The 13,853-nt window shown below is 40.5% G+C and carries 12 protein-coding genes; 9 read left to right on the plus strand and 3 right to left on the minus strand.

Annotated features, from left to right (window positions below):
- Positions 1-172: 172 nt before the first annotated feature.
- From V7K76_RS26210 to V7K76_RS26240, 7 genes are all read left to right on the plus strand, one after another.
- Positions 173-1,906, plus strand: coding sequence for a tetratricopeptide repeat protein (locus tag V7K76_RS26210; protein WP_334774634.1), 1,734 nt, complete (start codon positions 173-175; stop codon positions 1,904-1,906).
- Positions 1,907-2,261: 355 nt separating this feature from the next.
- Positions 2,262-3,041: a phosphate ABC transporter ATP-binding protein gene (locus V7K76_RS26215; protein ID WP_334774635.1), complete on the plus strand. Its 780-nt coding sequence runs from the start codon at positions 2,262-2,264 to the stop codon at positions 3,039-3,041.
- A gap of 312 nt (positions 3,042-3,353) precedes the next feature.
- Positions 3,354-4,631, plus strand: coding sequence for an IS1/IS1595 family N-terminal zinc-binding domain-containing protein (locus V7K76_RS26220; RefSeq protein WP_442936242.1), 1,278 nt, complete (start codon positions 3,354-3,356; stop codon positions 4,629-4,631).
- An 81-nt stretch (positions 4,632-4,712) separates the two neighbouring features.
- Positions 4,713-5,417: an SDR family oxidoreductase gene (locus V7K76_RS26225; RefSeq protein WP_334774637.1), complete on the plus strand. Its 705-nt coding sequence runs from the start codon at positions 4,713-4,715 to the stop codon at positions 5,415-5,417.
- A 106-nt stretch (positions 5,418-5,523) separates the two neighbouring features.
- On the plus strand, positions 5,524-6,600 hold the full coding sequence (hppD, locus tag V7K76_RS26230; protein ID WP_334774638.1) for a 4-hydroxyphenylpyruvate dioxygenase: 1,077 nt from the start codon (positions 5,524-5,526) through the stop codon (positions 6,598-6,600).
- The gene (locus tag V7K76_RS26235) at positions 6,597-7,037 is read left to right on the plus strand and encodes a GNAT family N-acetyltransferase (protein ID WP_334774639.1); all 441 of its coding nucleotides are present in this window, start codon (positions 6,597-6,599) and stop codon (positions 7,035-7,037) included. Before hppD ends, V7K76_RS26235 begins: the two co-directional genes overlap by 4 nt.
- 67 nt (positions 7,038-7,104) lie before the next feature.
- A complete protein-coding gene (locus tag V7K76_RS26240; RefSeq protein ID WP_334774640.1) occupies positions 7,105-7,797 on the plus strand; it encodes an HAD family hydrolase in 693 nt (230 codons plus the stop codon).
- Between the two features lie 382 nt (positions 7,798-8,179).
- Here V7K76_RS26240 and V7K76_RS26245 read toward each other — a convergent pair whose 3' ends face one another.
- Complete coding sequence (locus tag V7K76_RS26245) at positions 8,180-8,806, minus strand: CPP1-like family protein (RefSeq protein ID WP_334774641.1); 627 nt, start codon at positions 8,804-8,806, stop codon at positions 8,180-8,182.
- A 648-nt stretch (positions 8,807-9,454) separates the two neighbouring features.
- Between V7K76_RS26245 and V7K76_RS26250 the strand changes: the two genes are divergently transcribed.
- Positions 9,455-10,174 (plus strand): response regulator transcription factor, encoded by a 720-nt coding sequence (locus V7K76_RS26250; RefSeq protein WP_334698265.1) that lies wholly within the window; start codon positions 9,455-9,457, stop codon positions 10,172-10,174.
- Between the two features lie 32 nt (positions 10,175-10,206).
- On the opposite strand, the gene V7K76_RS26255 is transcribed toward V7K76_RS26250, so the two are convergent.
- Complete coding sequence (locus tag V7K76_RS26255) at positions 10,207-10,350, minus strand: hypothetical protein (RefSeq protein WP_334774642.1); 144 nt, start codon at positions 10,348-10,350, stop codon at positions 10,207-10,209.
- 272 nt (positions 10,351-10,622) lie between these two features.
- Complete coding sequence (alaS, locus tag V7K76_RS26260; protein ID WP_334774643.1) at positions 10,623-13,265, minus strand: alanine--tRNA ligase; 2,643 nt, start codon at positions 13,263-13,265, stop codon at positions 10,623-10,625.
- 245 nt (positions 13,266-13,510) lie between these two features.
- On the opposite strand from alaS, the gene V7K76_RS26265 reads away from it, so the two are divergent.
- The gene (locus V7K76_RS26265; RefSeq protein WP_334774644.1) at positions 13,511-13,711 is read left to right on the plus strand and encodes a heavy-metal-associated domain-containing protein; all 201 of its coding nucleotides are present in this window, start codon (positions 13,511-13,513) and stop codon (positions 13,709-13,711) included.
- Positions 13,712-13,853: the final 142 nt, after the last annotated feature.

Below are 13,853 nucleotides of genomic sequence, written 5' to 3' on the forward strand. Positions count from 1 at the left end.
ATTAGAGATAACTCTTGTGCGGTGGGCATCTTGCCCACCCAGCTTAGGCAATTTAAATATGAAACCTGAAAATAGCTGTAAGTCAGTATTATTTACGCCGCTATACTTAAATTTGTTGTGAAAGCCAATACGAGCAAAAATTAACCAGGATTTTTACGAGATATCTATAAATATGAATATGTGGCTAGTAGTAGCTTTTATCTGTTTTGGTTGGATATTGTCTTTATGTTTGCATGAGTTTGGTCATGCAATAGCAGCATATTGGGGTGGTGATATTTCTGTCAAAGATAAGGGGTATTTGACATTGAACCCACTCAAATATACCGAACCGAGTTTGAGTTTGATGATGCCGTTATTTTTTCTCCTCATTGGCGGTATTGCTCTACCTGGGGGAGCAGTTTATATTAATCACAGTCGATTACGCGATCGCAAATGGAAAAGTGCGGTTTCGGCTGCTGGCCCAATTGCCAATTTGATTGTAGCTTACCTGCTATCACTGCCTTTTCAATTGGGTTGGGATTCTTTAGCTCTCGAAAATCCAAATTCAGTTTTATTTGCTTTGATTACTGCCCTAACTTATATCATTTCTCTAAATATCTATGTCGTTTTGATTAATTTATTACCTATTCCTGGACTAGATGGTTATGGAATTATCGAGCCGTGGCTGCCAAAAGCAATTCAACAGCAAATCAATAAGGTTGCTAAATATGGAATTTGGATATTGATTGGTTTGTTATGGTTTGCCAGACCTTTTAATCAATTTTTATGGAATTTCACTCATACAATTAGCGAATATCTTCATCTTCCAGAAAATTTAACTGTTTTTGCAAATGCAATATTTAGAGAGAATTCGCGGTATTTAGTTATCGGATTGGTTTTAGTTTTATGGATATTTAGAGATCAAAACCAAGAGTTACAAAAAAAAGGTGATAAATTAGTCTCATCGCGACAATACGAGCAGGCGATCGCTTGCTATGACAAAATAATTAAAAATAAACCCAAAAATGCTGATGCTTGGTATTGGCGAGGTTATGCGCTTTATTCTTTAAACAAACATGATGAAGCGATCGCCTCTTTCGATCGAGTAATTAAAATTCAACCAGACTACGTTAATGCTTGGTATTCACGGGGTTATTCCCTTTATTTTTTGCAAAGATATGTAGAAGCAGTTGATTCCTATAAAAAAGCTTTGGAAATCAAATCTGATGATTCAAAAACTTGGTACTATCAGGGCATTGCTCTTACAGATTTAGGACGCGATGAAGAAGCTTTAGCAGCATATAAACAAGCGATCGCCATTCAGTTAGATTTTTACCAAGCTTGGTATAAACAAGGTGAAACCTTGGCAAAATTACAGCGTTATGAACAAGCGATCGCAGCCTACGATAAAGTAATAGAAATTAGACCAGAAGATAGCAATACTTGGTGGTTACGAGGACAATCTTTAGCAGCACAGAAAAATTATCAAGCAGCCCTAGACTCATACAATCAAGCAATTACAATCTATTCTGACTTTTATGGTTTCTGGTTAGAGCGTGGCAATGCACTATATTATTTACAACAATATGAAGAGGCGATCGCCTCTTACGAAAAAGTTATTGAATTAAAGCCAGATAACATCAATGGTTGGAATAACAAAGGTGGCAGTTTGATAAAATTGCAACGTTATGAAGAGGCATTAATTGTCTACGATAGAGCAATTGAAATTAAATCCGACAGTGCTGATTGCTGGTATAACAAAGCCTGTTGTTACGCACTACAAAACAATGTCACTCTAGCAATAGAAAACCTACAACAATCAATCAAACTTGAATCAAATAGATTGGAAATTGCTAAAACTGATCCTGATTTTGATGCGATTAGAGAATATGAGATGTTCCAAATTTTAGTTGACGAATATAGTTAAGCTGTTGCGCCTTTAATTTGCACTCTTGCTGGCGGTAGCCCCAATGACCGAACAAGGCAAAAGTAAAAAGTAAAAAGTAAAAAGGCAAAAGATAGGACTTACGCGCTGTACAAATTTATCGTGATGTGTATTAACGGAAATGGGTGCTTTCTTAGTTTCCCTACTTCCCACTCCCTACTTCCCACTCCCTACTTCCCACTCCCTACTCCCTTTCATTAACAGTTTATCTGCTGGATAGCTACCATGTAGCTACGTAATTTCCATGAATATCTCCTTTTGGGGGTAACATAGTGAAACAGCGGTGCTGATTTTTACTGTTTTACCTAGTCAAGTTTCGTTTCACAGTTTTGGGAATATGAGTAAACTAATTCCAGCTATCAGAGTCAAAAACTTCAGCTTCTATTACGACACTCAAAAGATAGTTGAAGGTGTGTCAATGGATATTTACCAAAACCAAATCACGGCAATTATTGGTTCTAGTGGTTGTGGCAAGTCTACTTTTCTTAAATCGTTAAATCGCATGAGTGAATTAGAAGCAGAAGTGAGAGTTGAAGGAAAAGTAGAATTTTTTGGACAGAGTATTTATGAGCGTCGTGTTAATATCAATCGCTTACGTCGCCAAGTTAGTATGGTTTTTCCCAAGCCAAATCTTTTTCCTATGAGCGTTTATGATAATGTTGCTTATGGGGTGAAATTAGTTGGATGGCATCCGAAAGTAGAATTAGATGGAATTGTTGAATCTGCCATCAAAGCTGCCGAACTTTGGGATGAAGTTAAAAATAAGCTGCACAAATCTGCCTTAGAGCTTTCTGGCGGTCAACAACAAAAACTATGTATTGCTCGTGCTTTAGCAGTCAAGCCGAACGTCCTGTTGATGGATGAACCTTGTTCAGGTCTTGATCTTACGAGTAGCATGAAAATTGAGAATTTGATTCATAATTTACGTTCTGAATTAACAATTGTGATTGTTACTCACAATATGCAGCAAGTTACTCGCCTATCTGATTTTACAGCTTTCTTTTGTAATAATGAAAATCGGATTACTCAAATGGTTGAATTTGGTACTACAAATAAAATGTTTACTAACCCGATGGATTCTCGTACCCGCGACTATGTTTTCGCCCGCGTCAGTTGAAGTGTTTCTAGAATTCTAGCTATTTAGAAGGTTGCTAAGGGACTTCCAAATAAAAAAATATTCAATTAACTCTTGTGGGGTGGGCGTCTCGCCCGCCCTATGGACTTGGGGGGAAAGATGCCCACCCCACAATATTGGATAATTTATTTCTTGGAGTTCCCTAAATGGAGCAAGCGGAAATTAGAGGTTAAATTTAATTTCCTCTTGCCTTGAATTTTTCTTGTGTTGGGCAATACGAACTGACATTTACAGTATTTTTTTATACTATATATTTAAAGACAAGTATCTGCTCTAGACCACCTGAATCATAAAATGAAATGTCCCCGGTGTGAATCTACTTTATATCGTAAAAATGGTCGTCGGAATGATAAGCAGAATTACCTCTGCAAAAATTGTGGTAAACAATTCCTTGAGCCTGTATTTCCTGGTTCGCTAGAAACTGACTTGGTTACTAACAGCAACGGCCATACAAAAGTATCTACAGATGAAGTGACGGAACTTTCTTTAGTAAAAAACTTACAAGAAGAAAAAATCACAGAGAAAAGTCTTGACTCTTTTAGTTTGAGATTAGCTGAAGAATTGGTGCAAGTTATCTTATCGGCTGATTGGCTAGAATCTGCTGTATTCAGCCAATTTATCCAAAAAATTCAACAAAAGTCTGAAGTTAAACATCAATTAGAAACAGGAATTGCACTTCTGCTTTTGGATGCAGAAAACTTAAAATTAGATTTAAATTCAGAATTATTTTTAGCCAGTATTTGTAAGTATCCTCTCCAATTTAAAATGGCATTTGCTAACTGGAGAAATCCCAGTATTGGGAAACAAGATATTGAATTATATAATCGTGGGTATCAACTTGTCCATGTGCCAGAGGGTAAGGATAGTGCTGATGCAAAAATGATCGCATTTGGTGCTTGTGTTTTACGCTCTTATCCAACAGTTAAAGAAATTTTGGTCTGTTCTAGCGATGGAATTTTAATTCACCTCTGTAACGAACTCCAAAACCAGGGATTGATTGTTTATTGGGTACGTAGACAAGGACAAACTTTGCATATAGAAAACCGAAATACTGGCAAATTAACTCATTATTCTTTAGCAATGGCAACAGAAGTTCCATCTTTGGAAAAAGTGGTTGAGCAAATTCAAGATTTAATTAAAAATGAACAAAATTCAATCAATGCTCGATTAAATAGTTTAGCAACGATAGCAAGCTTATTTCAAGAAAGAGCCAATATCAATATTAAACATAATTCCAAGCAATCAGAAGTTGAGGAAATAAGCCCGATTTTAGATAACTTATCTGCACAATCTATTCAAGAAGAAAATCCCTTGGTAATTTCTAATGGAAAAACATTAGATAAATTACTATTAAAAATTATTCAAGATATACAACTCAAGTCACCCAAAACTAAACTATCTGTGTCTAAATTAGGTTCCGAATTACAGAAAATAACCGGAGAATCCCCTAATTCAATTATTAAAAAATTAAAGTTAGGTTCCAATTTTACTAAATATTTAGAATCATCTCCTACATTTACATTAAAGGCGAGTGGCAAGGAATATGAGGTAATACCGCTACTCTGTGAGTAAATACTTTCTGGATATTTACCTACAACCTGAGCCTGTAATTCTGTATTATGTAAAAAGATGTAAAGAAATGTAAATAATAAGATGCAAGATAAAGTTGTTGTTGTCGTCGGTGCTACTGGTGGTATTGGTTCAGCTTTAACATACAAACTTGCGCCTACAGGAGTTCGATTGGTACTGGCTGCGAGAGATGCCGGTCGTTTAACAACACTGGCAAATGATTTACCAGGGCAAGTTTTGAGCGTTCCTACAGATATTACTGACCCTCAACAAGTAGACACTTTAATAGAAAAGACCATCGCTAAGTTTGGTCAAATCGATATTTTAGTGAATGCAGCTGGTGCTGGTATACTCAAGCCTTACAACAGCCTAGAACCTGCTGATTTAGACAAGATGCTAGATGTTAACTTAAAAGGCAGCTTCTACACCACTCAAGCGGCTGCTGAAGAGATGCAAAAGCGCAAGTCTGGTCATATCTGTAATGTGGTTGGAATTCTGGGCAAGCATTCGATGGGGATGGCAGCGGCTTATTCTGCTTCTAAATTTGGTGTTGTCGGTTTCAGCAAGTGCATGGCAGAAGAACTGAAGCGTTTTGGTATCAAGTTCACGCTATTCTACTTTGGTGGGGTAGATTCTCCTTTCTGGGATAACGTCAACCTAAAAGTAGACCGGAAAAAAATGCTTAGTCCTGAAACTGCTGCCAATGCGATTTTCTTTGCCCTTTCTGCCGAACCGCAAGCTGTACCAATGGAAATTAATATTCAACCTGATAGTCATCTGTTCTTTTAAAGTGGGAGTACGCCTAGATAATTCTTGCTTAGGAAGGACGTAAAAATGTAGCAAAAATGGCAAAATTTACAGGGATATAAGCTGTTATGCTGTATTTTTAGTATCTATGAAAATTGATCACGTTCATTTCTATGTAGAAGACGCGAAAGTGTGGCGGGATTGGTTTGTAAACCATCTTGGTTTTCAACCAGTAGCCGATCGCATCAGTTCATTTCATACTTGTACAGAAGTGGTGAAAAGTGGTGATGTCTGCTTTTTTCTGTCTTCACCACTGTTGCCTACCAGTCCAGTAGCCGAGTTTCTGCGTCAATATCCCCCTGGTGTGGCAGATGTCGCTTTTGTTGTTGAAGATATTGAAGGCGCGATCGCACTAGCTCAAATACACGGTGCTACAATTCTACAATCCATCCAAGAACGCCGCATAGGTACGGCATTTCTCAAATGTGGCAAAATTGCCGCTTGGGGTGGACTGACTCATACTTTGATAGAAAGGTCATTAGTCAATAGTCATCCGTCATTAGTTTTTGACAAAGGACAAATGACCAATGACAACACTTTTACCGCCATAGATCATATAGTGCTGAACGTAGCAGTTGGGGAATTAGAAAGTGCTGTGGCTTGGTACGAAAACATCCTCAATTTTCAACCCCAGCAAGCATTTAAAATTAAAACCAATCGTTCTGCTTTACACAGCCAGGTGATGGTTTCGCGTAACGGTAGCGTCCAATTGCCAATTAATGAACCGGCTTCTAGGAATTCTCAAATTCAGGAGTTTCTCGATGTCAACCGGGGGCCAGGAATTCAACATATTGCCTTGCGGACGAATAATCTTGTAAGTGTGATCGCTAAATTTCGTGCTAATGGTTTATCCTTACTCTCGGTTCCCCAAACCTATTACACCCAGCTAAAACAGCGTCCAGGACTTCCATTATCAGTTTTAGAACTAGAAGCGATCGCTCAACAAGAAATTCTCGTGGACTGGCAAGAATATACTCCCGTAGAGGCACAACAAACCGCGCCCCTACTACTGCAAATTTTCACCCAGCCCATTTTTGAACAGCCGACATTTTTCTTTGAGTTTATTGAACGTCGTTTCCAAGCTAAAGGTTTTGGTGAAGGTAACTTTCGCGCCTTATTTGAAGCCATTGAAAGCGAACAAATCAAACGCGGTACTTTGCAATGATGCCTGAGTACAAAATATCAATTGAAAGTCAGCCAGACTCCAAACAAGTTGATTTTGTAAATAAGCAACTTCACCAATTCAATGTCAACAAAATTGGAGATTATCAATATACACCACTGTTTCTATTGCTTCGTGATTCAGAAGAAAATGTAGTGGGCGGCTTGGAGGGTTTTATCGGCTTGGGATGGCTTCATATCGGTACTCTTTGGATTGCAGAGGAGTTAAGAGGTAATGGATATGGAAAAGCACTACTTTTGGTGGCAGAACAGGAGGCTGTTAATAGTGGCTGCTTAAACGTATATGTTTTTACTTACAGCTTCCAAGCTCCTGAATTTTATCAGCATTTAGGGTATGAAGTTTTTGGAGAGTTAGAAGATTTTCCTCCAGGTCATCGTCGATATTTTCTTAAAAAGAGTTTACAAAAAACCCTTAGCTAAACTTGATAGTCTCGAAAAATAGTCATACATCTGAGATAATTTTAATAAAAATTAACATTTTCCGCCGATGCTAAGACTGATTACTGACTTCGACGGCCCAATTATTGATGTTTCCGAACGGTACTACCGTGTTTATCAATTCTGCTTGGAGAAAACCCGTCGTCCAGACCAAGTGGTGCAAGAACTTCCGAAAGCGGAATTTTGGCAGTTAAAGCGATCGCGCATTCCTGAAAAACAAATCGCCTTAAATTCAGGGTTAGACGAAGCCCAAGCCCAAGAATTTGCCCAGTTACGGCGGCAAACTGTGCATACAGAACATTATTTCAACTATGATACTCTCGCGCCTGGTGCTGTGGATGCACTGTTAAAAATTCAACAAGCTGGAATTGATTTAGCAGTGATGACTATGCGCCGAGTTCGAGAACTAGATTATGCTTTCAAAAAATACGATTTGGGGAGATTTTTCCCGGAAAATCGTTGTTATTGCCTAAGTAACGACTACGTGAAAACTCGTGATATTGAAGATAAGCCCTTGTTAATGGCTAGGGCATTAAAAGAACTGCCCCCCGCAGCTGATACCTGGATGGTGGGAGATACAGAAGCCGATATTACTGCTGCGAAAAATTATAATATTAAAGTGATGGCTGTAGAGTGTGGGATTCGCGATCGCACCCAATTGGAACTTTACCAGCCCGAGTTAATAGTTAAAGATTTTAGCACTGCTGTAGATTTAGTCCTAGAATCTCAACGCCTTGTCTAGCAACACTCTTTAGGCTGCAACAGCTTGAATCAATATCATATCCAGATAATTAGCACTTCCCTTAATATCTTCCTCGCTTACGGGGCGGGGGAGTTCTTGGGGTTTAATTAAGTAATTAAGCGGAGATGATATAAAACAGGAGTCAGAATTCAGAATTCAGAATTGGTGAATACTCTACCCATAAAGGGATAGAGTTTTGATTAGGAAGAATATTTTAATTTTTTTCGCGCCACTTGCGGGCAAGGTTTTAAACCAATATTCATTACCCAGTCGTACAGAATTCAATTCTGAATTCTGACTCCTGAGTTCTGAATTCTTCTTATAACACACAAATCATGTATTCTTTTTAGAAGTTTCTAGAAGCTTTCTTACAGCTATCGATTTAGCGTAGAAAGCTACTAACCAACCAAAAGAATATAAACGTCAGTACAGTAGAGAACTGATTCGATGACAGATTGAGGAATGGTATTTGTGGTAAAAGCCAGATAGCAATTAGTCCCCCAGCGATTAAGCCAATTATTAAACTAGCCAGGGTGAGTAAAACTGCCCGGCCAAATTTGCCTTCCTTACGATTGAGAAAGTAAATACTAGTGCCTACACCAACCACCAATGCCAATTGTAAAACCTGCTCGCCTCCCTGTGGATAGAACAGGCTAAGAGAACTCAAACCAAGAAACCAAGCTCCTGGTAAGAGTATATCCGCAGGTGATGGCTCATCGAGCAGCCGTTGTAGCCATGCAGGTGACTGCTGGCGAGGGATTGGACTTTCTTTAGGAGGCGATTGCACTCGCAACTCTGGAAACCGGATGCGTTCAGGGACTTTAATTTTACCTTCCTGGCGCATCCGTAGGCGATCCATTAAAATCGCATCGTAAGCCGCTTCAATTACTTCTAAATGCTTGGCATCGCCATTGTGTTGCTCGAATAGGCGATTACGAGCATCCTGAATTTCATCGAAGCTAGCCTCTTCTGATACCCCAAGTTTTTCGTAGGGATTTTGATCGCTCATGGGAGTTTATTACTTCAGCCTCAGTCAGCGGCAGTCTTTATCTCGAAGAAAAAACAGCTTTAGGTTTTATTTTGATCGAAACTAAAGTCTCGATCTACTTTATGCCCTATCAGGATAGTAGCACGGGTTAGTTTGATCGACTTTCTAATTTCAACTATAGTCACTTTAACATATCGCTATAACTCCGTGTATACCCTCATGCCGTTGCTTAATTCTGGCTTTAATCTAGAATTTGATCGGAGAGTACCTAAAAATGCATAGTTTTTATGAAAAAATCAACTTTCCTATTTCAAATTTGGCAACTTACAGTGCCCTAATAGATTTTTTTTAACTATACTGAATAATCGCTTGTGGTATATATCCGCATATCGATTTAAAATTAAAACGTTTTAAGTTACCACCTAACTGGGATCAAGGAGGTGTCTTGGTATCAAGAACTGTTGCGACTAAAGTCAGAGCGTTTATATACTGTGCCTAACAGAAATTTCGCGTTCTCATCGCCCACAATCCTGATTAGAGTATTTATTTTTGAATGATCGGGATTCTTATACCGTAGCCTTGTAGATTCTTAGTTAGTGCCAAAGTGGCAACTGCGTTTTTACGCAACTCTCTTGTTAATCTTACGAATTTTTGTGCAAAGTAATGGTCATGGCTCCCGCCAAGATTCTTGTAGTTGACGACGACCCTGCGGTTCGGAATTTAATCCAACGCTTTTTGATTAAGCAGAACTATCAGGTGGAGGCTGCCGAAGATGGAAAGACAGCCTTAACTCTATTTGAGCAATTTAACCCTGATTTGGTGATTCTAGATGTGAATTTACCAGATGTCACAGGGTTTAACCTCTGCCAAGAGATGCAAAGTCGTAATGGTGTTTTTGTTCTGATGTTGACTAGCCGTGCTGACGAAGCTGACAAAATTCGTGGCTTTGCTAAAGGTGCTGACGACTATCTCACCAAGCCTTTTGGGCTAGGAGAGCTAGAAGTCAGAGTTGGAGCTATTTTGAGGCGTCAGCGAGTGATAACTACGGCCGAGCAGAAACGCTTGGTATTTGAAAAACTTATGATTGATCCCGTGCGACGGGAGGTAGCACTTAATAATCAACCAGTACCTTTAACTGCTCTGGAATTTGACTTGTTGCATTTTTTAGCCAGTCATCCCGGCCGAGTTTGGCGGCGCGCAGAACTTATCCAAGAGGTCTGGGATTATGAATATGTCGGCGACCAGAGGGTTGTAGATGTACATATTGGCCAAATTCGCAAGAAGATTGAAATTGATGCTAGTCAGCCGGCATTAATTCAAACTGTACGCGGCGTAGGCTATAAGTTTGAATCACCTGCCCACCCCCAGCAATTGGAAGCCAAGTCCTGAGTTTTATTGATCGAGCGTAAAACCCCATCCCTTTATGGGTGGGTATGTAAGCTAGCCAGAGTCTCTGGTAAGATAAGAATATCTATCTGAGACATGACATTTCTTAACTGCAACTCGCTATGTTGCAGAACAAGAAAAAGTGGTTTGTCTGTGACGGTAGAAATAGGCTGAATCATCCCAATTTTGCTTAAATCTTTTCCCTCACCCCCAGCCCCTCTCCCAAAGATGGGAGAGGGGAGACATAATTCTAGTTCCCCTTCTCCCAAAGATGGGAGAAGGGGTTAGGGGATGAGGGCTATCAAGGTTTTTGCACATTTGGGATGCTCCCGTCTAAGAGGATGTTTGAATGCGCTCCGCTCCACCCAACCTACGTCTAATGCACTTTTTACTTCTTAACAATAATCCCCACCGAACTCACGAGTTGAGGGTGGGGAATTGTGCTATACCGTTAACCCAAGGCGGATTTTAAATCACTTTCCGCTTGTTCTAACGCATCTGGTAATTTACTGGCATCGCGTCCACCGGCTTGGGCTAAGTTCGGTCTTCCACCGCCGCCACCACCGCAAATTTTAGCGATCGCACCTACAAATTTACCAGCTTGCAGTCCTTTTTTGTTCACTTCTGGACTAAAAGCTGCAACTATACTAACTTTCCCTGCTTCCGGAACAGAACCCAGCACCACTGCACCGTTACCGATTTTTTGCAATAAGCGTTCGGCTGCGGTTTTCAATGATTCTGGATCAACATCTTCTAATTGGGCGACAATAATTTTATGTTCGCCTACTGATTCTGCTGTTTGTAGCAAGCTGTCAGATTTAGCGATCGCTAATTGTACCTTTAAGGTTTCTAATTCTTTCTGGCTATTTCTCAGTTCGCTTTGCAGACTTGTGATTCTGTCTGGTAATTCTTCGGGTTTAACTTTAAAGCGATCGCTCAAATCTTTAACTACTTTATCCCGCAGATTGAGATAATCTAGGATTGCTGGCCCTGATACGGCTTCAATGCGCCGCACCCCAGAAGCCACACCAGCTTCGGAAATAATCTTGAACACACCAATTTCAGCCGTGTTACTCACATGAGTTCCACCGCATAGTTCCATTGAGACGCTAGGGAAGTCAATCACCCGCACTTCTTCGCCGTATTTTTCGCCAAACATCGCAACAGCACCCCTAGCTTTCGCCTCTGCTAAAGGTAATACTTCCACTTTTGCAGCGTGTGCTTCAGCAATCCAAGTGTTTACCTGTTCCTCAACTTGTTGGACTTCTTCTGCTGTCAACGCGCGGGGACAATTGAAGTCAAAGCGCAATCTGTCAAAGGAAACTAGGGAACCTGCTTGAGATATGCCCTCATCTACAATTTTCTTCAATGCCGCTTGTAATAGGTGTGTTGCGGTATGGTTAGCTTGGGCGCGACGGCGACAAGCGGGATCGATTTGGGCGGTGATGCGATCGCCTACGCGCAGTGTACCGCGTTCGATGCGTCCGAAGTGAACAAAGAAATCAGATTCTTTCTTCACGTCTTCCACTCGTACTACGATGCCATCACCAGAGATATAACCGCGATCGCCGATTTGTCCCCCAGATTCAGCATAAAATGGTGTTTTGTCAAGGACAATTTGTACCTGTGTCCCCGCTTCTGCTTCTTCTTGGGAAACACCTTCTACCAAAATCGCTTCAACTTTTGCCGTTGCAGCAGGTTGAGTATAGCCGATAAATTCGGTGACTTTAATGTGTTCTGCTAGTTTGTCGAGGGAACCTTGCACAGTTAAATCGATGGTTTCATGTGCTGCTTTGGCACGTTCCACCTGCTTTTGCATTTCGGCATCAAATCCCGCTTCATCAACTGTCAGATTATTTTCCTCGGCAACTTCTTGAGTCAGTTCGAGAGGAAATCCGTAGGTATCATAGAGGGTAAATGCGCTTTCACCGCTAATTTGAGTTTCCCCTCGCTGTTTCACCTCTTGGATGATTTCTTCTAGCAGTTTTTCGCCTCTATCCAGAGTTCTGAGGAAATTCGATTCTTCCCGTTGCAACTCAGCTTTAATTGCTGCTTCCCGTTGGCGCACATTGGGGTAAGCTGATTCTGAAAGAGCGATCGCAGTTTCAGCAACTTGGGTAGTAAATTCGCCAGAAATCCCAATTAATCGCCCATGACGCACCACCCGCCGAATTAATCGCCGCAGCACATAACCTCGTCCCACATTGGAAGCGCGAATTTCATCAGCAATCATGTGGATAACAGCCCGAATATGATCACCAATGACTTTTAGGGAAGTTTTAGTTTTTTCATCACTGCTGTGGTAATCAACACCAGCAATTTGCCCTGCTGTTTGGATAATTGGGAAAATCAGGTCAGTTTCATAGTTATTGGGTACTTTTTGGAGAATTTGCGCCATTCGATCCAAACCCATACCGGTGTCGATGTTCTTGTTTTGCAGTGGCGTTAAATTCCCGGCAGCATCTCGGTTATACTGCATGAAGACAAGGTTGTAAAACTCGATAAATCGGGTATCGTCTTCTAAATCGATATTTTCCTCACCGCGTTCCGGGTGGAAGTCGTAATAAATTTCCGAACAAGGGCCACAAGGTCCAGTGGGGCCAGATACCCAAAAGTTATCATCTTCACCCAAGCGTTTAATTCTCGCTACCGACACACCGATTTGATCGCGCCAAATTTCAAAGGCTTCATCATCATCTTCAAAAACGCTGACGACAAGATTTTGAGGGGAAAAGCCAAAGACTTGCGTAGAGATTTCCCAACCCCAAGCGATCGCTTGTTCTTTAAAATAATCACCAAAGCTGAAATTACCCAACATCTCAAAAAACGTGTGATGCCGTTTGGTGCGTCCGACATTTTCGATGTCGTTGGTACGGATACACTTTTGCGAAGTCGTAGCCCGCTTAAATTCTGGTGTGCGCTGCCCCAAGAATATTGGTTTAAATGGTAGCATCCCCGCGATCGTCAGCAGCACGGTTGGGTCTTCTGGCACGAGGGAGGCACTTGGGAGAATTTGGTGTTCCCGTTGGGCAAAGAAGTCGAGAAATATGTTGCGAATTTCGTTACCGCTTAGGTACTGGGGATTTGAAGACATAAGTGTTTTTAACTTCAGACTTAGGCGTAGCGGCACTAAGTAAGTGTATTTTCATAAATAGCTTTATATATTCTTGCATTTTGTTTCCTCTTACTGCCAGCGAATTTTGCCAGTCAGTAAGCAAAATGCAGCTATTGGGATGCTTTTACAGCATAATCTGACTCTGGTGGGATGCACAAATTGGATTTATATAGTTAAGATTAATCCTTAAGAAATACTTTAATTTTTCCATACAGAGGTAACAAATGGCACTAAAACTGAAGGTATCAAATATTGCTTGTGAGGGATGTGCAGACACAATTACTGAGTCCATCCATATTATGGAACCTGATGCCAAGGTGGATGTGGATGTTAACGCTAAAACTGTTACGGTGGAATCCGCAGCTTCTGAGGAGTCAATCAAACAGGTAATTGTTGCTGCTGGTTACACTGTTGAAGGTTATTGATCGGGTTCTAACTTTTGGCAGAGGTTTAGATTTTAATATCTTAGGCGACGCTAACAAAATTTTTTTATGTTTAGTCCGTCCTTTCTATGGGCGGAATGTAAGCAATTTACCCACAAGTTTTTTATTTAGCTTTGTTTTCCAG

Origin of the sequence: Nostoc sp. (assembly GCF_036917975.1) — a bacterium.
Taxonomy (GTDB): domain Bacteria; phylum Cyanobacteriota; class Cyanobacteriia; order Cyanobacteriales; family Nostocaceae; genus Nostoc.

Bases quoted from the DNA above. Each gene is read 5' to 3' on its own strand.
- V7K76_RS26220 (WP_442936242.1), top strand. From the start codon at position 3,354: ATGAAATGTCCCCGGTGTGAATCTACTTTATATCGTAAAAATGGTCGT.
- V7K76_RS26255 (WP_334774642.1), bottom strand. From the start codon at position 10,350: ATGATTCAGCCTATTTCTACCGTCACAGACAAACCACTTTTTCTTGTT.
- V7K76_RS26265 (WP_334774644.1), top strand. From the start codon at position 13,511: ATGGCACTAAAACTGAAGGTATCAAATATTGCTTGTGAGGGATGTGCA.
- V7K76_RS26245 (WP_334774641.1), bottom strand. From the start codon at position 8,806: ATGAGCGATCAAAATCCCTACGAAAAACTTGGGGTATCAGAAGAGGCT.
- V7K76_RS26235 (WP_334774639.1), top strand. From the start codon at position 6,597: ATGATGCCTGAGTACAAAATATCAATTGAAAGTCAGCCAGACTCCAAA.
- V7K76_RS26210 (WP_334774634.1), top strand. From the start codon at position 173: ATGAATATGTGGCTAGTAGTAGCTTTTATCTGTTTTGGTTGGATATTG.
- hppD (WP_334774638.1), top strand. From the start codon at position 5,524: ATGAAAATTGATCACGTTCATTTCTATGTAGAAGACGCGAAAGTGTGG.
- alaS (WP_334774643.1), bottom strand. From the start codon at position 13,265: ATGTCTTCAAATCCCCAGTACCTAAGCGGTAACGAAATTCGCAACATA.
- V7K76_RS26215 (WP_334774635.1), top strand. From the start codon at position 2,262: ATGAGTAAACTAATTCCAGCTATCAGAGTCAAAAACTTCAGCTTCTAT.
- V7K76_RS26250 (WP_334698265.1), top strand. From the start codon at position 9,455: ATGGCTCCCGCCAAGATTCTTGTAGTTGACGACGACCCTGCGGTTCGG.
- V7K76_RS26240 (WP_334774640.1), top strand. From the start codon at position 7,105: ATGCTAAGACTGATTACTGACTTCGACGGCCCAATTATTGATGTTTCC.
- V7K76_RS26225 (WP_334774637.1), top strand. From the start codon at position 4,713: ATGCAAGATAAAGTTGTTGTTGTCGTCGGTGCTACTGGTGGTATTGGT.